The sequence below is a fragment of the Rhizobium sp. CF080 genome (assembly GCF_000282095.2).
Lineage (GTDB): Bacteria > Pseudomonadota > Alphaproteobacteria > Rhizobiales > Rhizobiaceae > Neorhizobium.
Window position 1 is genome coordinate 78,613 of record NZ_AKKC02000001.1, and the last position, 19,538, is coordinate 98,150.

Below are 19,538 nucleotides of genomic sequence, written 5' to 3' on the forward strand. Positions count from 1 at the left end.
CGGCGAGGCAAATCCCATGAACACGCGTCCCCAATTCATCGCCGGGACATCCCTCGCGCAACTCCCACCACAGATTTACTACGTTCATCCCCTGATGCTGAGGGGGCTCGACGCGTGGCGAGAGGTTTTTGCGCATGCGAGGAATCTCGGCTTCGACACGGTGCTGACGGCGCCGCTTTTCGAGCGGGGCCACAATGCGAGCGTCTTCGTGACGAAGGACTTCGACCGGCTCGACCCGGAGCTTCAGCTCGGCTCTTCCGTCCAGGACGGTATCAAGGCCCTGATCCAGGCGGCGCGCGAAAGCAAGATCAAGCTGATGCTCGACCTCGTGGTCGATAGGGTCGCCGTGGACGCCGAACATGCCGGCCCGATCCTCGCCGATCCGCGTATCACGCCGCGGGACAGCGGCAGCCGCGGCATCGACTTCATGAGCGAAGCCCGTCATATCGAGGATTGGCGCAAGCGGATGGCGCAGCTCACCGATCTCGGGATTGCCGGTTTCCGCTGCCTCGGCATCGGCCGCCTGGCGCCGGAAGCCTGGTACGACCTTATCGTATCGACCCGCAAGACCGCGCCGGAAACCGCCTTTCTGGCATGGACGCCCGGCACCTCGTTCGAGGATCGACGGGCGCTCGAGGGGGCCGGTTTCGACGGCAGTTTCTCGTCGCTTGCCTGGTGGAACCTCGAGGAGCGCTGGATCCTCGACGAATACCAGATCCAGCGGCAGCTCGGTTATCAGGTCACGTTTCCGGAAGCACCTTTCGGCAAACGCATCGCCCATGGCACCGACAGTTGCGAAGTGCTGCAGAGGAAGGCAATCCGGTCGCTGAAACTCGCATCGACCTTCGCGAGCGGGCTAATGATCCCGATGGGCTTCGAATTCGGCGCGACGACGCCACTCGACCCGCTGTTTGGCGACGGAATGGGCATCAGGGGGCTGCGGGAGCAGGGATCGTTCGATCTCTCGGCGGATATCCGAAGCGTGAACGCCGGCACCAACAAGACCGCGGCCGGCTTTGCCCGCCAGCCGCTGCGGCTCATCTCCACCAGCCAGACGCCGGCCGTGGCGTTGATGCAGACCGACCGGGAAGACCTGCGCTCCGCGCAGAAAGTGCGCGTCGTGGTTCTGAACCGCGATCTGCGTCGCTCCGTGGCCGCTCCGTTCAACGTGCTGCGCGAGGCGGCCGCGCCTTTCCTGCCGCTCGAAGCGCCGGAGGCGGATGGCGAAGCCTTTGCCGCACAGCTCAAGCTGAAACCCGGCGAGATCAGGATTTTCGAAGGCCGGTCGTCGGTGCCGATCGTGGACGCGGCACCGGTGCCCTCGATAGACAAGGCGACCGCTTCGCCGCGGCTGGCGATCGAGAAGATCACGCCGTCCGTCGACGACGGCCGTTTCGTGGTCAAACGGGTGGTCGGCGAGACGGTGAAGGTCGAGGCGGACATTTTTGGCGACGGCCACGACCCGCTGGCGGCGGCGCTGCTCTGGCGCGCGGCCGACGAGACGGAATGGACCGAAGAGCGCATGCAGCTCGTCCTGAACGATCGCTGGAATGCGGAATTCACGCTGAAGCGCATGGGCCGGCATGAATTCGTCATCGAAGCCTGGCGCAATCCCTTCGCGATCTTCCGCTATGAATTCGTGAAGAAACACGAGGCGCGGCTCGATCTCAGGCTGGAAATCCAGGAAGGCATCAACCTCGTTCTCGATGCGCTGGACAATTCCTCCGGCAGGATCAGGACACGGCTGAAAACCCTGTTCGACAAGCTGACCGAAGTGCAGGACCCGCAGCGCACGGAAATCCTGCTGGCGCCGGAGACCGCCGAGCTGATGGCGGAGGCCGACCGTCGACCATTCAAGGTCCGCTCACAGGCAATCCAGGTCGATGCCGAGCGTATCGCTGCCGGTTTCGCCAGCTGGTATCAGATCTTTCCCCGCTCGCAGAGTGGCGATCCGAACCGTCACGGCACGTTCGACGACGTCATCAAGCGGCTACCCGCCATCCGCGACATGGGTTTCGACGTTCTCTATTTCCCGCCCGTCCATCCGATCGGCAAGACCAACCGCAAGGGCAAGAACAACTCGCTGAGCCCCGCGCCGGACGATCCGGGCAGCCCCTATGCGATCGGCTCGGAGGACGGCGGTCATGACGCGATCCATCCGGCGCTCGGCACGTTCGAGGATTTCCGCCGGCTGATGGACGCCGCCCAGGACGAGGGCCTTGAAATCGCGCTCGACCTGGCGATCCAGGCCTCACCCGATCACCCGTGGCTGAAGTCACATCCCGGCTGGTTCGACTGGCGGCCGGACGGGACGATCCGTTATGCGGAAAACCCGCCGAAGAAATACGAGGACATCGTCAACGTCGATTTCTACGCCCATGACGCGATCCCCTCGCTCTGGATCGAGCTTCGCGACATCGTGCAGAAATGGGTCGACAACGGCGTCAAGCTCTTCCGCGTCGACAACCCGCACACGAAACCCTTCCCCTTCTGGGAATGGCTGATCGCCGATATCCGGGCGCGGCATCCGGAGGTCGTTTTCCTGTCGGAGGCCTTCACCAAGCCGAAGGTCATGTACCGGCTCGCCAAGGTGGGTTTCTCGCAGTCCTACACCTATTTCACCTGGCGCAATGCCAAGTGGGAGCTCGAGGAGTATATGCGCGAGATCACCACCGAGGAGCCGAAGGAGTTCTTCCGGCCGCATTTCTTCGTCAACACCCACGACATCAACCCGGACTTCCTGCAGAACGCGCCGCGTCCCGCCTACCTGATCCGCGCCGCCCTTGCCGCGACGCTGTCCGGTCTCTGGGGCGTCTATAACGGCTTCGAGCTTTGCGAGGGCCGGCCGGATGCCAAGCGCAAGGAATATGCGGATTCGGAGAAATACGAGATCCGGGCCTGGGACTACGACCGTCCCGGCAACATCAAGGGCGAGATCACCCTGCTCAACCGGATCCGCCGCGAGAACCCGGCGCTGCATTCGCATCTCGGCCTGCAGCTTCTCACCGCCTGGAACGACAACATCATGTTCTTCGAGAAGGCGAGTGCCGGTCGCGAGAACGTCCTGCTGATCGCGATCAACCTCGATCCGCACAACGTGCAGGAGGCGGATGTCGAAATACCGCTCTGGTCATGGAACCTCCCGGACCATGGCACACTTGACGTCGAAGACCTGATCACCGGCCAAAAGTTCACCTGGACCGGCAAGATGCAAAGGCTGCGGCTCGATCCCCATTGGGGCCTGCCCTTTGCGATCTGGCGCGTGAGATAGGGGAGGAAAGCAAAAAATGGATATGACGAGTGCAAACCGGGGCCAGGGTCAAAACCAGGCACAGATGAATGATGGCGATCCGTTGTGGTACAAGGACGCCGTCATCTACCAGCTCCACATCAAATCGTTCTTCGATGCGAATGATGACGGGATCGGCGATTTTCAGGGCCTGCACGAGAAGCTCGACCATATCGCCTCGCTCGGGGCGAACGCGATCTGGCTGCTGCCCTTCTTCCCCTCGCCGCGCCGCGACGATGGATACGACATCGCCGACTACGGCAATGTCAGCTCCGACTACGGCACGATCGAAGAATTCCAGGCCTTCGTCGAAGCGGCGCACCAGCGCGGAATCCGGGTGATTATCGAGCTTGTCATCAATCATACCTCCGATCAGCATCCGTGGTTCCAGCGGGCGCGGCATGCGCCGCCCGGCTCTCCGGAACGGGATTTCTACGTCTGGTCGGATACCGACCAGAAATTCCCCGAAACCCGGATCATCTTCCTTGACACGGAAAAATCGAACTGGACCTGGGACCCGGTCGCCGGCGCCTATTACTGGCACCGCTTCTACTCCCACCAGCCGGACCTCAACTTCGACAATCCGCAGGTGCTGGAGGAATTGCTCGGCGTCATGCGCTTCTGGGCGGATACCGGCATCGACGGCTTCCGGCTGGACGCGATCCCCTATCTCGTCGAGCGCGAGGGGACAAACAACGAGAACCTGCCCGAGACGCACGAGATCCTGAAGAAGATCCGCGCCTCGCTCGATTCCACCCATCCCGGCAAGATGCTGCTCGCCGAGGCCAATCAATGGCCGGAGGACACGAACGAGTATTTCGGCAATGGCGACGAATGCAACATGGCGTTCCACTTCCCGCTGATGCCGCGCATGTACATGGCAATCGCCAAGGAAGACCGTTTCCCGATCACCGACATCATGCGCCAGACGCCGGAAATCCCGGAAAACTGCCAGTGGGCGATCTTCCTGCGGAACCATGACGAGCTGACGCTCGAAATGGTGACCGACGAGGAGCGCGACTACCTCTGGAACATCTATGCCGCCGATCGCCGCGCCCGCATCAATCTCGGCATCCGCCGCCGCCTTGCGCCCCTGATGGAACGCGACCGCCGTCGCATCGAGCTGATGAATGCACTGCTGCTTTCGATGCGCGGAACGCCGGTTCTCTATTACGGCGACGAGATCGGCATGGGCGACAACATCTATCTCGGCGACCGCGACGGGGTGCGCACCCCGATGCAATGGTCGCCGGACCGCAATGGCGGTTTCTCCAAGGCCGATCCGGCCCGCCTCGTTCTGCCGCCGGTGATGGACCCGCTCTACGGGTACGAGGCGGTGAATGTCGAGGCGCAAGGCTCCGATGCCCATTCGCTGCTGAACTGGACCCGGCGCATGCTGGCATTGCGCAACAAGCACTCCGCCTTCGGTCGGGGCTCGCTGAAATTCCTGACGCCGGGCAATCGCAAGATCCTCGCCTATCTGCGCGAATACAATGGCGAGACCATCCTCTGCGTCGCCAATCTCTCGCGCCTGCCGCAGGCGGTGGAACTCGACCTGGCGCATTTCGCCGGCCGCGTGCCGATCGAACTTTCGGGCATGTCGCCCTTCCCGCCGATCGGCCAGCTGACCTATCTCCTGACACTGCAGCCGTTCGGCTTCTTCTGGTTCCAGCTCGTGGCCGAAGCCGACGGCCCCGTCTGGCGCAAGGAGCCGCCGGAGCAGATGCAGGACATGGTGACCATGGTCACCCGCCGCGACCTGCAGGAACTGGTCGACGAGCCCCGGCTTGCCGCCACGCTCTCCAACGAGGTTCTTCCCGCCTATCTCGGCAAGCGCCGCTGGTTCGGCTCCAAGGGGCAGGTCCTGAATGGGGCCACACTGGTCGCGGCAACGCCGATCGCTTTCGCCAACAACATCCTGCTCGGTGAGCTCGAGGCGGAGGTGGATGGCCGCAAGGACACCTATCTGCTGCCGCTTGCGGTGTCCTGGGACGATGCGCAGCCCACCGCGCTCGCCCAGCAGCTTGCGCTGGCCCGTATCCGCCAAGGCCGTCGTGTCGGCTTCCTGACCGACGGGTTCGCCATGGAGGGCTTGGCGCGCGGCGTGATGCGTGGCCTCGGCGAGCGTTCGGTGATTTCCGGCCGCGCCGGCACATTGGAATTCATCGGTACGGAGAGCCTCGACAGCCTGACGGTCACCGACGACATGGCCGTCCGTTGGCTCTCGGCGGAGCAGTCCAACAGTTCGCTTATTTTGGGCGACCTGGCGATGGTAAAGCTCATCCGCCACGTCTTCCCGGGCGTGCATCCCGAAGTCGAAATGACCCGATATCTGACCAATGTCGGTTATCAGAACACCGCGCAACTGCTCGGCGAGGTCGCCCGCACGGCGCCGGATGGCAGCCGCTACACGCTGATCATCGTTCAGAGTGCGATCCGCAATCAGGGCGACGCGTGGAACTGGATGCTCAGCAATCTGCGCCGCGCCATCGACGAGATCGTGGTGACCGGTCTTGAAGGCGAGGTGGTGGACGAGCATTTCAAGCCGCTGGTAAACTTGGTCGCGACCATCGGCAAACGGCTCGGCGAATTGCATGCGGCGCTTGCCCAGTCAACCGACGACCCGGACTTTCAACCGGTCCGGGCAAATGCGGCCGATGCCGAAAAGTGGCGCGAGGCCGTCACGAGCCAGATTTCCCACAGTCTGGCGATCCTCGAAAAAACGGTCGAGGGCGTGGATTCGGATATCGCTCGCGATGTGCGGGGGCTTCTGGAACGCCGCGACGACCTTCTCGGCCTCGCCACACATCTGGCGAGCGCGGTGAAAGGCACGCTGATGACCCGCAACCATGGCGACTTCCATCTCGGCCAGATCCTGGTCGCGGAGGGCGACGCCTATATCATCGACTTCGAAGGCGAACCGACCCGCGACCTCGCCGAGCGCCGCGCCAAGACCAACCCGCTGCGCGACGTCGCGGGACTTTTGCGGTCGCTGAGCTACCTCGCCGCCTCGGCCGACCTCGACCGGGAAATCGTCAGCGAGGTGGACGACGCCCGCCACAGAGAGCTCGTCGCCCGTTTCATCGAAATGGCGGAACCGGCCTTCCTCGATGCCTATTTCGAGGCGACCGAGAATTCGCAAGAATTGCGCATCGCGCCGGAGGCCCGCGCGCGCATCCTTGATCTCTTCCTGCTTGAAAAGGCTGCCTACGAGATCGCCTACGAAGTGCGCAGCCGTCCGCACTGGCTTCCCCTCCCGCTTGCCGGCTTCTCGGCGATCGCATCCCGACTTCTGGAGAATGTCTCATGAGATACGAGCGCACAGACCTGATGATTGGCACCGTCAGCGAAGGCTTGCAGGCCCTTGTGGAAGGACGGCATGGCGATCCATTCTCGATCCTCGGACGCCATCAATACGGCAACCTCACCGTGGTCCGGGCGCTGCTGCCGGGTGCGCTGTCGGTGGAAGTCGTGGAGGCCGATACCGGCAAGGTGCTGGCCGAACTCGAGACCATTCATGAAGGCGGATTGTTTGCCGGGGTGACCGGCAGCACGACGCCCTATTTCTTCCGGATCCACTGGCCGGACGCCATCCAGGAGATGGAAGATCCCTACTCCTTCCCGCTGCTGCTCGGCGATCTCGACCTGCACCTGATCGGCCAAGGCACGCACTACGATCTCGGCCGTACGCTCGGCGCCATACCGATGGAAGTCGAGGGCATCGAGGGCGTGCGCTTCGCGGTTTGGGCGCCGAATGCGCGGCGTGTTTCGGTCGTCGGTGATTTCAACGCCTGGGACGGACGGCGCTACCCGATGCGGCTTCGCACGCAGGCCGGCATCTGGGAACTCTTCCTTCCGCGCCTTACCCACGGCGAGCGCTACAAGTTCGAAATCCTGGACGGCAACGGCACCCTGCTGGCGCAAAAGGCCGACCCGGTCGCCCGCTCCAGCGAGGCAGCGCCGTCGACGGCGTCGATCGTCGCCTCCTCCAAGCCCTTCCGCTGGAACGACGAGAACTGGATGCGCAGGCAGCGCACTGATCGCGCCCGCGAGGGGGCAATGTCGATCTACGAGGTGCATCTCGGCTCGTGGCTGCGGATCGCCGAAGAAGGCAACCGCCATCTCGACTGGGTCGAACTCAGCCAGCGGCTGATCCCTTACGTCCACAACCTCGGCTTTACCCATATCGAAATGCTGCCGATCATGGAGCATCCGTTCGGCGGCTCCTGGGGTTATCAGCCGCTCGGACTGTTCGCCCCGACCGGGCGTCACGGCACGCCGGAAGATTTCGCCTATTTCATCGATCGCTGCCACGCGGCGGGCATCGGCGTCATCCTCGACTGGGTGCCGGCGCATTTCCCGACCGACGTCTGGGGTCTTGCCAAGTTCGACGGCACGCCACTCTACGAACATGCCGATCCTCGCGAAGGTTTCCACAGGGATTGGAACACGCTGATCTACAATCTCGGCCGCAACGAGGTGAAAGGTTTCCTGATCGCCTCGGCGCTCGAATGGCTCGAGCATTACCATGTCGATGCGTTGCGGGTCGATGCGGTCGCCTCGATGCTCTACCGCGACTACAGCCGCAACGAGGGCGAATGGATCCCCAACCAGTATGGCGGGCGCGAGAACCTGGAAGCCGTCGAATTCTTCAAGCACCTGAACAGTATCATCCATGACCGCTGCCCGCACGCGTTCACGGCGGCGGAGGAATCGACCGCCTGGCCGGGCGTCACCAAGGCTGCCGAAGAGGGCGGCCTCGGCTTCGATTTCAAATGGAACATGGGCTGGATGCACGACACGCTGCATTACATGCAGGATGATCCCGTCTACCGGAAATACCAGCATGGGGCGATGAGCTTCGGAATGATCTATGCCTATTCCGAACGCTTCATCCTGCCGCTCTCTCATGACGAAGTGGTGCACGGCAAGGGCTCGCTGATGGCCAAGATGCCGGGCGACCACTGGCAGAAACTTGCCAACCTTCGCGCCTATTACGGCTTCATGTGGGGCCATCCCGGCAAGAAGCTGATGTTCATGGGCGGCGAACTGGCGCAGGAGACCGAGTGGAACCATGACGGCTCGGTCGTCTGGGACATGCTGGACAGCCCCGACCACGCAGGCGTCCAACGGCTGATCCGCGACCTGAACACGCTCTATGCCCAGGAACCCGCGCTGCAGTTCGGCGATCTGCATCATGAAGGTTTCGAATGGGCGGTGGCCGACGATGCCGAGAATTCCGTCTATGGCATGTTGAGGAGCAACGAAGACCGATCCTCGCATGTGCTGGTCGCCTCGAACCTCACGCCGATGCCGCGGCACGGCTACCGCATTGGCGTCCCGGCGGAGGGACGCTGGGAGGTGGTGCTGAACACCGATGCGGCGCTCTACGGCGGGTCCAATCTGGGGCAGACGGAAGCCTGGACGGAACCTGCGCCGGCGCATGGGAAGGCGTTTTCCATACAAGTGGTGCTGCCGCCGCTGGCGACGGTGTTCTTGCGGTGGCGGGGGTAGGTTTTGGCTTGAAGTTGAAACGGGAATTTGCCGTGAGGCACCCCCCTCTGCCCTGCCGGGCATCTCCTCTTCAAGGGGGAGATTCGCCGGAGGCGGGATCACCGCCTCCCATCGAAGAGCGAAGTTAGCGGTAACGGAAAGTATTTAGTTCCATGCCCGCGATCGTGATGGGGGAGAGAGCGTAGCTCCATCCGATCTCCCCCCTTGAGGGGGAGATGTCCGGCAGGGCAGAGGGGGTGTCGCGGGCACAAGGGGCGATGTTGTTTTTCACTCGCCGGTGCCTATTCCCCCCGCCAGCCCATCTGATAAGTCACCTTATCCACCCCCGCGAACCGCCCAACCCGAAGCAGCTCCGCCTCCAGCTTCTCCAATCTCCCAGCCGAAGCGCGCACACCTTTTTCCAGCCACAGCCGCTTCACATCCAGCACGCCCGACTTGCGGTCCGCCTTCATATCGATGCGACCGATCATGCGGTCGCCTTCGAGCAGCGGAAAGACGTAGTAGCCGTATTGGCGCTTCGGCTCCGGCACGAAAACCTCGATCCGGTAGAAAAAGTTGAACAGCCGCTCGGCGCGGTCGCGGTTGCGCAGGAGCGGATCGAAGGGGCTCAGCACGCGCACGCGGGCGGGCGGTTCGGGGATCTCACCCAGGTTTTCGGGAAAGCCGAGGAAGGCGAAGGAGGGGCGCGGGCGGCTGCCGTCCGCCGTCTCGATCAGCACCTCCGTCAACTCATCGCGACGGGACTTCACCCAGTCCTTCGCCTCGTCCGGCGTAACCAGATCGAAAAAGGCGGCAAGCTCGCCGGAGGTCGCAAAACCGAGGCGGGTCATGGCACCGCGGCAGGCCCAGTCGATGAAGGCCTCGTGGCTGACCTCCGGCTCGTGATGATGCGGCGGGATCACCCGTTCCATCAGGTCGTAGATCTTCTGGAAATTGACGCGGCCGGCGATCGCCAGCTTGCCGGTGTGCCAGTAATATTCGAGCGCCGTCTTGTTCGGATGCCAGTTCCACCAGCCGCCGGACTTGTGGTCCTCGGCCTTCATGTCGCGCGACATGATCGAACCGTTTTCGGCGATGTGCTGGAAGGTCTCCTCGAAGGCCGCGTCGAACCCCTCGCCGTGCCATTTCCTCCAGCGCTCGGCGAGGACCGGCTCGCGGCGGCGAAAACGGTGTTTCCAGTAGCGGAAGAAGCTTGCCGGAATGATCGAGGCGTCATGCGTCCAGTGTTCGAAGAGCTCGCCGTCTTTTTCCAACAGTGCAGTAAGGTGCTCGCGCCGGTAGGTCTGGTTGCGCGAGAACAGGATCATGTGATGGGCGCGCTCGACGGTGGCAATACTGTCCACCTGGACGAAACCGAGATCGTCGATGAGCTGCAGCAGGCCGGATTTGGTCAGCGCCCGGCCGGGCGGCTCGCAGAGCCGCTGCCGTTCGAGGAAAATCTTGCGGGCCTGATCGTTCGGAATGAGAATCGCCATGCCATCTAGACTAGGATGTCACCGCGCCGGATTCAATGTTCACGTTCGGTTCCGCATTCCCCTTCCCCATCTTCCGGTCTATAGACCGCTGAACATCGAGGGACAGGCTTGGATATCCGTTTCGAACAGGCAGAAGCGCGTTTCGAGGGACGCACCGTCGTCCATCCGCTGACGCTGTCGCTGAGCGAACGGCGGATCGGCGTCATCGGCCTCAACGGCTCCGGCAAGACGACATTCGCGCGGATGATCAACGGGCTGGTGCCGCCTGCCACAGGCCAGGTGACCGTCAACGGCTTCGATACGGTGAAGGACGGCGACAAGGTTCGCGGCCAGGCAGGCTTCATCTTCCAGAACCCGCAGAACCAGATCATCCTGCCGATCCTCAAGGAGGATATCGCGCTGGGGCTGAAATCGCGAAAACTCTCGAAGGCGGACACGGAGGCGGCGGTCGAGGCCGTGCTTGCCCGTTTCGGTATCGCCCATCTCGGCGAGCGGCGTGCGCATGAGCTCTCCGGCGGCGAATTGCAGCTCGCGGCGCTCGCCTCGGTTCTGGTCACCCAGCCGGATATCCTGATCATGGACGAACCGACCAATCAGCTCGATCTCAAGAACCACGGCCTGGTGGAGCGGACGATCCAGGGCCTCGACGAAAACGTCATCATCATCAGCCATGACCTCGGCCTGATCGCCGATTTCGACCGGGTTCTGCTTTTCCACGGAGGCCGCCTCGCCCAGGACGGCGCGCCGGCTGAGGTCATCGCCCGCTACCGCGAGCTCGCCGCATGAAGACGCTCTATGTGGAGGGCGACACGTTTCTGCACCGGCTTTCGCCGCGGACGAAACTTCTCGGCCTTGCCGCACTCAGCCTTGTTCTATTCCTTGTCCATTCGCCGGCCGTTCTTTCGGTCGCGGCCATGCTCGGCGGCATCGTCTGTGCCTCGCTCCGGCTCGGATGGCGCCAATCCTGGCTTCGGCTGCGGCCGATCCTGCTGACCATCGTCATCGTTGCGCTCTTCACCCTCGTCCTCAACGGCCGGCACGATGCACTGATCGTCGCCACGCGGCTGACGGCGCTTGCCCTCTTCGCAGCGGCCGTGACGGCGACCACTAGCACCGGCGACTTCATCGACGAGATCACCCGGCTTGCCATGCCACTCGAACGTTTAGGGGTCGTCAAGGCCGCGGATATCGGGCTTTCGATCGGCCTCGTCATCCGTTTCGTGCCGGAAATCCTCAGCCGTTACCAGGCCATCCGAGATGCCCATCGCGCCCGCGGTCTCAAGCCGAGGCCGCTGACGCTCGCGGTGCCCTTGATCATTCTGACGCTCAAAAATGCCGACGATATTGCCGCCGCCATTGACGCACGCGGCATCCGGGCGCAGAAATAACCTCGTATAAAGGTTCAAGGATTCGCATAGTATGACCACCCGTGATCTCGTACTGGCCGCCCTTTTCGCCGCCATTATCGTGGCGCTCGGTCTCGTGCCGCCGATCATGCTCGGCTTCATTCCGGTGCCGATCACGGCGCAGTCGCTCGGCGTCATGCTGGCAGGCGTCATCCTCGGCGCCAAGCGCGGCGGTTTCGCGGTGCTTCTGGTCCTGCTACTTGTCGCGATCGGCCTGCCGGTGCTGTCAGGCGGACGCGGCGGCCTAGCCACCTTTGCCTCGCCGACCGCCGGTTATCTTGTCGGCTGGTTCTTCGCGGCCGTCGTCACCGGCTATTGTTCCGAGCGGTTCGTCGATCGATCGCAGAGCGGTCTCGTGCAGATCACCGGCTTTTTCCTCGCGGCCCTGCTCGGCGGCGTGGTTGTCGATCACGCGCTCGGCATCCTCTACCTTGCCTATGTCACGGGCACCGGGCTTTCGACCGCCTTCATCGGCGACCTCTCCTTCGTACCGGGCGATGTGCTGAAGGCAATGATTTCGGCACTTGCAGGCCGCGCCGTAATGGTCGGTTACCCGCTGCTGCCGCAACGGGCCTGATCGACGGCGTCCGATCAATCCAGGAACTGATAGAGCCAGTCGCGCAGGTCTTCGGGAAGCGGCACCGGCTCCATGCTGTCGGGGTCGCAGGTCATCCAGACGATCTCCGCTTCCGCGACAGCCTCATTGCCCCGCAGCATATGCACCAGGAAGCCTGCGGACTTTCCGCCGATCTTGCTCACGCCGATATGCGTGTGAACAATATCGCCGAGCTTCAAGGCCGAATGAAACGTGCAGGTGATCTTGCCGATCCTGAGGAACGGATCGTCCTTCTGCGGCTTGCGGCGGCGCCAGAATTCCGTGACAGCTTCTTCCGCCCGCACGACATAGGATGCCCGGAACATCTCTCCGTTCATGTCGACATCGCGGAAAGGAACCCGGAATTCCTGAGACTTGACTGACTCTTTGGCCACGATACCCTCTGGGTTGCACCCAATCATGTAAGACCATTCTTTCAAGCTAAACAAGCACAAGAGCAAGGGGTTGCGGCTTGAAAAAGTCAGCTTTCTGCGCCATGTCGGAGAGGTCCAGACCGGACTGACCCTCACGAGGCCGCCGCATGACCACGCGCCTTTACGAACACAAGATCTTCCTCGAACACAGCACGCCCGAAGGACATCCCGAACGGGCCGACCGGCTGCGGTCGCTGGCGATCGCGCTCGAGCATCCGAATTTCGCCAGGCTCGACCGCAAGGACGCACCGCAGGCGAACGAGGACGCGGTTCTGCTCGCCCATCCGGAAGAGCACCTGCGCGCCGTCATGCGCGAAATCCCGGAAGAGGATACGATCCGCCAGATCGAGGCGGACACTTATGTGGGGCCGAAGAGTTTTCAAGCCGCGCTGACCGGGATCGGCGGCGCGATGGCGGCCGTCGATGACGTGGCGACCGGCAAGGTCGACAATGCCTTCGTGGCGGCCAGACCGCCCGGCCATCACGCCGAAAAAGACAAGGCGATGGGTTTCTGCCTGTTCAACAACGCCGCGATCGCCGCGCGTCACGCGCAACGGAAATACGGCATGGAACGCGTCGCGATCGTCGATTGGGATGTGCATCACGGCAACGGCACGCAGGACATCTTCTGGAACGATCCGTCGGTGCTGTTCTGCTCGACGCACCAGATGCCGCTTTATCCCGGCACCGGCGCCAAGGATGAGACCGGCACCAAGAACAATGTCGTTAACGCGCCTCTTTCGCCCGATACCGGCAGCGAATATTTTCGCGAGGCCTTCAAGAGCCGCGTGCTGCCGGCACTCGACAATTTCCGGCCGGATTTCATCATCATCTCGGCCGGCTTCGACGCGCATCATCGCGATCCGCTGGCGCAGATCAATCTCGTCGGCGACGATTTTGACTGGGCAACCGGCCGGGTCATGGAGATCGCCGGCAAATATGCCGGCCACCGTATCGTCAGCCTGCTCGAGGGCGGATATGATCTCGAAGGGCTCGCCGAATCGGCGGGCATGCACATCTGCAGACTGATGAAGGGATAGACGATGACCGACAACACCGAGACCCTCGATGTGAGCGGCTATTCCTTCGAGAAGGCCGTCGCCGAACTGGAAAGCATCGTGGCGCGGCTGGAACGCGGCGACGTGGCGCTCGACGAATCGATCGCCATCTACGAACGCGGCGAAGCGCTGAAGAAACACTGCGAGAAACTGCTGACGGCCGCCGAGAACCGCATCGAAAAGATCCGCCTCGACCGGGCCGGCAAGCCGCAGGGCGTCGAACCGCTCGACGGCGAGTGAACTTCATCGACTAAAACCAAAGTCTTACGACCTTCGCGACGAATGCGTCATAAACCGATTGACGCACCGGAAGTGCCTCCCCATGATGGCCTCCATCTTATGGTTGTTTTGGGAGGAGACCATTATGAATTTCGGCGTGAAGGCCAGCAAAATCAATCTCATGTTCGCGGCGACGCTTGCCGTTTCGACGGCGTTTTCCGCCACCGGGGCGAAGGCTGCGGAATTTATCAACGTGCTGACCGGCGGCACATCGGGCGTATATTACCCGCTCGGCGTCGCACTGGCCGAAATCTACGGACAGGGGATCAAGGACAGCCGCACACAGGTGCAGGCCACCAAGGCCTCCGTCGAGAACCTGAACCTGCTGCAGGCCGGGCGCGGCGAGATCGCCTTCTCGCTCGGCGATTCCGTCCAGGAAGGCTGGAAGGGCAACAAGGAGGCGGGCTTTCCCGCCAAGCTTGACAAGCTGCGCGGCATCGCCGCCATCTATCCGAACTATATCCAGGTGGTCGCAAGCGCCGAATCCGGCGTGAAGACGCTCGCTGATCTCAAGGGCAAGAGCCTGTCGGTCGGTGCACCCGCCTCCGGCACCGAGCTCAATGCCCGGGCGATCTTCACTGCTGCCGGGCTCTCCTACAAGGACCTCGGCAAGACCGAATACCTGCCGTTCGCCGAATCCGTCGAGTTGATCAAGAACCGCCAGCTCGACGCGACCCTGCAATCGGCCGGCCTCGGCGTCGCCTCGATCCGCGACCTTGCCACCTCGCTGAAGATCAACGTCGTGGCGATCCCGGCGGCCGAAGTCGCGAAGATCGGGGCGCCCTATGTCTCCGTCAAAATCCCGGCCGGCACCTATGAGGGCCAGACCGCCGATGTCGAGACCGCAGCCGTCGGCAACTTCCTGATCACCCATTCCGGTGTTTCGGACGAAACCGTCTACCAGATGACCAAGCTGCTGTTCTCCAACCTGCCGAAGCTTTCCGCCGCCCACGCAGCCGCCAAGGCGATCGACGTGAAGAAGGCGCTGGAAGGCATGCCCGTGCCGCTGCATCCGGGCGCCGAGCGGTATTACAAGGAAGTCGGGTTGGTGAAGTAATGCATGGCGCCCTTCCTTCTCCCCAGCGGGGAGAAGGTGGCCCGAAGGGTCGGATGAGGGGGAGCGGAGCCAAACTCTTGCTCTTCGCTTCCGCTTCGAGCCTTCGTCGCTACGCTCCTCAGCCCCCTCATCGCCTCGCGTCCGCTCGGCACTTCTCCCCGCTGGGGAGAAGAGGGAGCAAGCCAATCGGCAATTGAATCCCGAAAGAAATCCATGTCCGAAACCGCAATGCATCATCCGATGGCGCCGCACACCGCCGAAGAGCCGATCGAGGGCCTGCCGCCCGGCTGGGGTGAAGGCATCGGGGCGAAGATCACCTTTGCCATCGCAATCGCCTTTTCCGCCTTCCAGCTGATCACCGCGGCTTACGCCATCCTGCCGAGCCAGGTGATCCGCGCGATGCATGTCGCTTTCCTGCTGCTTCTCGGTTTCGGCCTGCTCGCCCAACTGCGCGCCAAGACGCCAGCCGGAAAGACCTGGTTCTGGTTCCTCGGCCTCGCGGGTTTCGCGACCGGGCTCTACAACTGGATTGAATATGCACCACTGCTGCTGCGCAGCGGCTTTCTGACCACGCCTGATATCATCTGCGGCGTGGTGCTGATCGTCGTCGTCTTCGAGGGCGCCCGCCAGCTGATGGGCCTGCCGCTGACGATCATGTGTGGGATCTTCCTCGCCTACTGTTTCTTCGGCCAGTATGCACCGGGTGCGCTCCAGACGCGCGGCTATTTCTTCGACCAGATCATCGACTATTTCGCCTATGGCACCGAGGGCATCTACGGGACGCCGGTCTATGTCTCGGCGGCCTATATCTTCATCTTCGTGGTGTTTGCCGCCTTCCTCGAACGGGCGGGCATGATCGCGCTGTTCAACGACGTGGCGCTCGGGCTTGTCGGCCACTGGCGCGGCGGGCCGGCGCAGGTCTGCGTGCTCTCCTCGGCGCTGATGGGGACGATCTCCGGCTCGGGGGTCGCGAACGTCGTGGCATCCGGCCAGTTCACCATCCCGCTGATGAAGCGCTTCGGCTTCAAGTCCGCCTTTGCCGGCGGTGTCGAGGCGACCTCGTCGATGGGCGGACAGATCATGCCGCCGGTCATGGGGGCCGTCGCCTTCATCATGGCCGAGACGCTCAACATTCCTTATGCCGAGGTGGTGAAGGCCGCGCTCATTCCGGCCGTACTCTATTTCGGTGCCTGTTTCTGGCAGGTGCATCTGGAGGCGGGCAAGGCGGGCCTGCGCGGCATGAACGCAAGCGAGTTGCCGAGCGCCTGGGGCGCCATCAAGCAGCATTGGCCGCTGATCCTGCCGCTTGCCGCCCTCGTCTACCTGCTGTTTGCCGGTTATACGCCGATCTTCGCGGGCACGATGGGTCTGGCGCTGACCGTGGTGCTGATCCTGTCGACGCCGATCGCAGCGTCGATCGGCCCGACGGCCTTCCGCGTCGTGTTCTGGATCGCGGTCGGGGTCGCATCGGCGAGCTTCTTCGAATTCGGCGTCACCTTCCTCGCTCTGCTGCTGTGCGCGTTGATCGTCGCCTGCTTCTTCTTCAAGGGTGGCCGCGAGACGCTGATGATCTGCGTCGATTCGCTTGCCGAAGGCGCCAAGAACGCACTGCCGGTCGGCATTGCCTGCGCCATCGTCGGCATCGTCATCGGCACGCTGACCTTGACCGGCATCGCCTCGACGCTGATCGGCACGATCATCGACATCGGCCGGGACAACCTGTTCATCTCGCTGATCCTGACGATGATCACCTGCCTGGTGCTCGGCATGGGTATCCCGACCATCCCCAACTACATCATCACCTCGTCGCTCGCCGGCCCTGCCCTGCTCGAACTCGGCGTGCCGCTGATCGTCAGCCACATGTTCGTCTTCTATTTCGGCATCATGGCGGACCTCACGCCGCCGGTGGCGCTTGCCGCCTTCGCCGCCGCACCGATGGCGAAAGTCTCGGGGCAGAAGATCGGCTGGGAGGCGACCAAACTGGCGATCGCCGGGTACGTCGTGCCGTTCATGGCCGTCTATACGCCGGCGCTGATGCTGCAGGATCCCGGCCCGCTCTCGGCCTATGTCGGTTATTGGGGCGAGGTCACTTACGTCTTCGTCAAGGCCTGCTTCGGCATCGTGCTCTGGGGGGCGGCGGTCGTCGGCTTCCTGTTCGCGCGGCTTGCCATCTGGGAGCGGGTGCTCGCCTTCACGGCCGGCGTGCTGCTGGTGCTGGCGCTCCCCTGGACCGACGAGATCGGCTGGGTGATCACCATTCTCTGGATCGGCTGGCACTGGTGGAGGACACGTAAAATCTCACCGCCGGCGGTCGCGACGCCTTGAGGTCAGAGCGATGAGCCTCTGCATCCTGGCGGGCGGCAAGGTGACGGTACTCGCTGTCTCGGTGTTCACACTTTCCTGGACCCATTCCGTGCAGAAGACGGAATGGCGTGAGACCTGGGCCGTGACGCCGGCCGGGCTGGAGCTGCGGCAAGCAGAGGTCAAAGGTTCCGGCGCGGGCATGGAGCCCGGGGCGGATGCGGTGCTGAAGGATGGCTGGTGGGTTTGGGCGCCGAAACTGCCGCCACAGAAACGTCTTTCGCTGGCAGCTTCCGGAGTGACGCCGAGCGGGTGGAAACTGTGTCATGCGGGTGGCTGTCTCGAGCTTGGAGCAGTGGCGGGGGATGAGGTGAGCCTGAGCGGGTGTCCCTGAGGCTCTCGACCAAATCCGACGATTCCACTATATTGTCCGCATGGACAAGGATCTGGTCATCGCCAAGCTGAGGGAGCATGAGGACGAGCTGCGCGCCGCGGGTGCGGAGCATGTGTCGATCTTTGGCTCAGTGGCCAGGGGCGATAACCAGGAAGGTTCAGACCTCGACGTTCTCGTCAAGTTTGCAGAGCCGGTGGTCCAGTCGGGCTTCGGCTATTTCAGCGCGGTCGAGGACCTGAGGACCTTAATCGCACATATTACGGGGGCCCCTCAGGTCGACATCGTGGCTGAGCCGATACGCAAAGAGCGGTTGTCGCGAGAAGTAGAACGGGATCGCGCTTTTGCCTACTAAAAGGCCGCTCACCCGTATGCGTGATATCGTCGAGAATGGCCGCGCTATTCTGGAATATACACGTGGTCTCGGTTTTGAAGGATTCTTGAAGCAAAGATTGATCCGGGACGCATCCGAGCGCTGCCTCGCGCGAATTTCGGAAGCTGCGGTCAAACTTGGTCCGACTGCTGAAGAGCTCTTTCCATCCCACGATTGGCGAGGCATGCGCAATTTCGGGAATATTCTGCGTCACGAATATGAGGATATCCTCGATGAAGCCACATGGGCGATCATTACCCGCCACCTCCCGCCCCTCCTCATTGAACTCGAAACATTCTTGACGCAGTATCCGGACGAACAGGAAACACTGTAGCGAGTACCCATGTCCTTCTTCCCAGGAACCGACCCGGCCGCGGGCGATGCCTTCGCCTGTGATGCGATCGAGAACCTGATCATTCCGCGCACCAGCGATATCGGCGGGTTTTCCGTGCGGCGCGCTTTGCCGAGCCGGCAGAGAAGATTGGTGGGGCCGTTTATCTTCTTCGACCGGATGGGACCGGCGCTGTTGCGCGCCGACGAGGCGCTCGACGTCAAGCCGCATCCGCATATCGGGCTTTCCACCGTCACCTACCTGTTCGACGGCGAGATCAAGCATCGCGACAGTCTCGGCACCGAACTGGTGATCCGGCCGGGCGACATCAACCTGATGACCGCCGGCCGCGGCATCGTGCATTCGGAGCGCACGCCTGAAAACCTGCGCGGCCATCCGATGTCAGTCTCCGGCCTGCAGACCTGGCTGGCCCTGCCGGACGACAAGGAGGAGATCGATCCGGCCTTCTCCCATACGGGCAAGGAAAACATGCCGGTCATCGATGCCGACGGGGCGAACGGCCGGGTGGTGATCGGCGCTTTCGAAGGCCTCGGCTCGCCGGTCTCGACCTTTGCCGACACGCTCTATGTCGATCTGCGCCTCGAAGCGGGCAAGCGCTTCCCGTTCGCGGCGGCGCATGAGGAGCGGGCGATCTACATTCTCTCCGGTGAGCTCGTGGTGGCGGGCGACCGGTTTGCGGCCGACCAGCTTCTCGTCTTCCGGCCGGGCGACGATATCACGCTCGAAGCCGGTGCGGCGGGCTGTCACATGATGCTGTTCGGCGGGGCGGCGCTGAACTCCAAACGTTACATCTGGTGGAACTTCGTTTCCTCTTCCAAGGAGCGGATCGAAAAGGCGAAAGAGGAGTGGCGCACAGGCCGTTTCGACATCGTGCCTGGGGACGAGGAGGAGTTTGTCCCCTTGCCCACCGCCTGAAATCGGGTAGAACCCGAGGTCATGCAACTTGAAAAAGCCTGTTTTCTTCTCATGTTGGGGAGGAATACGCTTCCGGAAAAGAGCAGAAAAGGCCACCAT

At 62.7% G+C, this 19,538-nt stretch carries 16 protein-coding genes; 14 read left to right on the forward strand and 2 right to left on the reverse strand.

Annotation, left to right across the window (positions count from 1 at the left end):
* Positions 1-16 precede the first annotated feature (16 nt).
* The 3 genes from PMI07_RS00435 to glgB all read left to right on the forward strand — a co-directional run bounded on the left by PMI07_RS00435 (position 17) and on the right by glgB (position 8,803).
* The gene (locus PMI07_RS00435) at positions 17-3,271 is read left to right on the forward strand and encodes a maltotransferase domain-containing protein (RefSeq protein WP_024163433.1); all 3,255 of its coding nucleotides are present in this window, start codon (positions 17-19) and stop codon (positions 3,269-3,271) included.
* Positions 3,272-3,335: 64 nt separating this feature from the next.
* A complete protein-coding gene (gene treS / locus PMI07_RS00440) occupies positions 3,336-6,599 on the forward strand; it encodes a maltose alpha-D-glucosyltransferase (protein WP_037084936.1) in 3,264 nt (1,087 codons plus the stop codon).
* Positions 6,596-8,803: a 1,4-alpha-glucan branching protein GlgB gene (gene glgB / locus PMI07_RS00445; RefSeq protein WP_024163434.1), complete on the forward strand. Its 2,208-nt coding sequence runs from the start codon at positions 6,596-6,598 to the stop codon at positions 8,801-8,803. Before treS ends, glgB begins: the two co-directional genes overlap by 4 nt.
* Positions 8,804-9,084: 281 nt before the next feature.
* Here the strand turns inward: glgB and PMI07_RS00450 are convergent, their stop codons facing one another.
* The gene (locus PMI07_RS00450; protein ID WP_007757482.1) at positions 9,085-10,278 is read right to left on the reverse strand and encodes a winged helix-turn-helix domain-containing protein; all 1,194 of its coding nucleotides are present in this window, start codon (positions 10,276-10,278) and stop codon (positions 9,085-9,087) included.
* 108 nt (positions 10,279-10,386) lie between these two features.
* Between PMI07_RS00450 and PMI07_RS00455 the strand changes: the two genes are divergently transcribed.
* From PMI07_RS00455 to PMI07_RS00465, 3 genes are read left to right on the forward strand one after another with little or no spacing between them, the layout of a single operon-like run.
* The gene (locus PMI07_RS00455; protein ID WP_007757484.1) at positions 10,387-11,064 is read left to right on the forward strand and encodes an energy-coupling factor ABC transporter ATP-binding protein; all 678 of its coding nucleotides are present in this window, start codon (positions 10,387-10,389) and stop codon (positions 11,062-11,064) included.
* A complete protein-coding gene (locus PMI07_RS00460) occupies positions 11,061-11,666 on the forward strand; it encodes an energy-coupling factor transporter transmembrane protein EcfT (RefSeq protein ID WP_007757486.1) in 606 nt (201 codons plus the stop codon). Before PMI07_RS00455 ends, PMI07_RS00460 begins: the two co-directional genes overlap by 4 nt.
* A 31-nt stretch (positions 11,667-11,697) precedes the next feature.
* Positions 11,698-12,261, forward strand: coding sequence for a biotin transporter BioY (locus PMI07_RS00465; protein ID WP_007757487.1), 564 nt, complete (start codon positions 11,698-11,700; stop codon positions 12,259-12,261).
* 14 nt (positions 12,262-12,275) lie between these two features.
* Here the strand turns inward: PMI07_RS00465 and PMI07_RS00470 are convergent, their stop codons facing one another.
* Positions 12,276-12,674, reverse strand: coding sequence for a thioesterase family protein (locus PMI07_RS00470; RefSeq protein WP_007757488.1), 399 nt, complete (start codon positions 12,672-12,674; stop codon positions 12,276-12,278).
* A 146-nt stretch (positions 12,675-12,820) separates the two neighbouring features.
* Between PMI07_RS00470 and PMI07_RS00475 the strand changes: the two genes are divergently transcribed.
* The 8 genes from PMI07_RS00475 (at position 12,821) to PMI07_RS00510 (ending at position 19,439) form a co-directional block, all read left to right on the forward strand.
* Positions 12,821-13,753 (forward strand): histone deacetylase family protein, encoded by a 933-nt coding sequence (locus tag PMI07_RS00475; protein ID WP_007757489.1) that lies wholly within the window; start codon positions 12,821-12,823, stop codon positions 13,751-13,753.
* A 3-nt stretch (positions 13,754-13,756) separates the two neighbouring features.
* Positions 13,757-14,011 (forward strand): exodeoxyribonuclease VII small subunit, encoded by a 255-nt coding sequence (locus tag PMI07_RS00480; protein ID WP_007757495.1) that lies wholly within the window; start codon positions 13,757-13,759, stop codon positions 14,009-14,011.
* A gap of 160 nt (positions 14,012-14,171) precedes the next feature.
* Complete coding sequence (locus tag PMI07_RS00485) at positions 14,172-15,107, forward strand: TAXI family TRAP transporter solute-binding subunit (RefSeq protein ID WP_197032456.1); 936 nt, start codon at positions 14,172-14,174, stop codon at positions 15,105-15,107.
* Positions 15,108-15,320: 213 nt separating this feature from the next.
* On the forward strand, positions 15,321-17,432 hold the full coding sequence (locus PMI07_RS00490) for a TRAP transporter permease (RefSeq protein WP_007757498.1): 2,112 nt from the start codon (positions 15,321-15,323) through the stop codon (positions 17,430-17,432).
* 10 nt (positions 17,433-17,442) lie between these two features.
* The gene (locus tag PMI07_RS00495) at positions 17,443-17,802 is read left to right on the forward strand and encodes a DUF1850 domain-containing protein (RefSeq protein ID WP_007757499.1); all 360 of its coding nucleotides are present in this window, start codon (positions 17,443-17,445) and stop codon (positions 17,800-17,802) included.
* A 40-nt stretch (positions 17,803-17,842) separates the two neighbouring features.
* Positions 17,843-18,154, forward strand: coding sequence for a nucleotidyltransferase domain-containing protein (locus PMI07_RS00500; protein ID WP_007757500.1), 312 nt, complete (start codon positions 17,843-17,845; stop codon positions 18,152-18,154).
* 16 nt (positions 18,155-18,170) lie between these two features.
* Complete coding sequence (locus tag PMI07_RS00505; protein ID WP_007757506.1) at positions 18,171-18,506, forward strand: HepT-like ribonuclease domain-containing protein; 336 nt, start codon at positions 18,171-18,173, stop codon at positions 18,504-18,506.
* A 9-nt stretch (positions 18,507-18,515) separates the two neighbouring features.
* Positions 18,516-19,439, forward strand: coding sequence for a pirin family protein (locus PMI07_RS00510; protein ID WP_007757508.1), 924 nt, complete (start codon positions 18,516-18,518; stop codon positions 19,437-19,439).
* Positions 19,440-19,538: the final 99 nt, after the last annotated feature.

Coding starts and splice junctions, on each gene's coding strand:
- glgB (WP_024163434.1), top strand. CDS start 6,596: ATGAGATACGAGCGCACAGACCTGATGATTGGCACCGTCAGCGAAGGC.
- PMI07_RS00480 (WP_007757495.1), top strand. CDS start 13,757: ATGACCGACAACACCGAGACCCTCGATGTGAGCGGCTATTCCTTCGAG.
- PMI07_RS00500 (WP_007757500.1), top strand. CDS start 17,843: ATGGACAAGGATCTGGTCATCGCCAAGCTGAGGGAGCATGAGGACGAG.
- PMI07_RS00465 (WP_007757487.1), top strand. CDS start 11,698: ATGACCACCCGTGATCTCGTACTGGCCGCCCTTTTCGCCGCCATTATC.
- PMI07_RS00510 (WP_007757508.1), top strand. CDS start 18,516: ATGTCCTTCTTCCCAGGAACCGACCCGGCCGCGGGCGATGCCTTCGCC.
- treS (WP_037084936.1), top strand. CDS start 3,336: ATGAATGATGGCGATCCGTTGTGGTACAAGGACGCCGTCATCTACCAG.
- PMI07_RS00475 (WP_007757489.1), top strand. CDS start 12,821: ATGACCACGCGCCTTTACGAACACAAGATCTTCCTCGAACACAGCACG.
- PMI07_RS00450 (WP_007757482.1), bottom strand. CDS start 10,278: ATGGCGATTCTCATTCCGAACGATCAGGCCCGCAAGATTTTCCTCGAA.
- PMI07_RS00460 (WP_007757486.1), top strand. CDS start 11,061: ATGAAGACGCTCTATGTGGAGGGCGACACGTTTCTGCACCGGCTTTCG.
- PMI07_RS00495 (WP_007757499.1), top strand. CDS start 17,443: ATGAGCCTCTGCATCCTGGCGGGCGGCAAGGTGACGGTACTCGCTGTC.
- PMI07_RS00505 (WP_007757506.1), top strand. CDS start 18,171: ATGCGTGATATCGTCGAGAATGGCCGCGCTATTCTGGAATATACACGT.
- PMI07_RS00490 (WP_007757498.1), top strand. CDS start 15,321: ATGTCCGAAACCGCAATGCATCATCCGATGGCGCCGCACACCGCCGAA.
- PMI07_RS00435 (WP_024163433.1), top strand. CDS start 17: ATGAACACGCGTCCCCAATTCATCGCCGGGACATCCCTCGCGCAACTC.
- PMI07_RS00485 (WP_197032456.1), top strand. CDS start 14,172: ATGTTCGCGGCGACGCTTGCCGTTTCGACGGCGTTTTCCGCCACCGGG.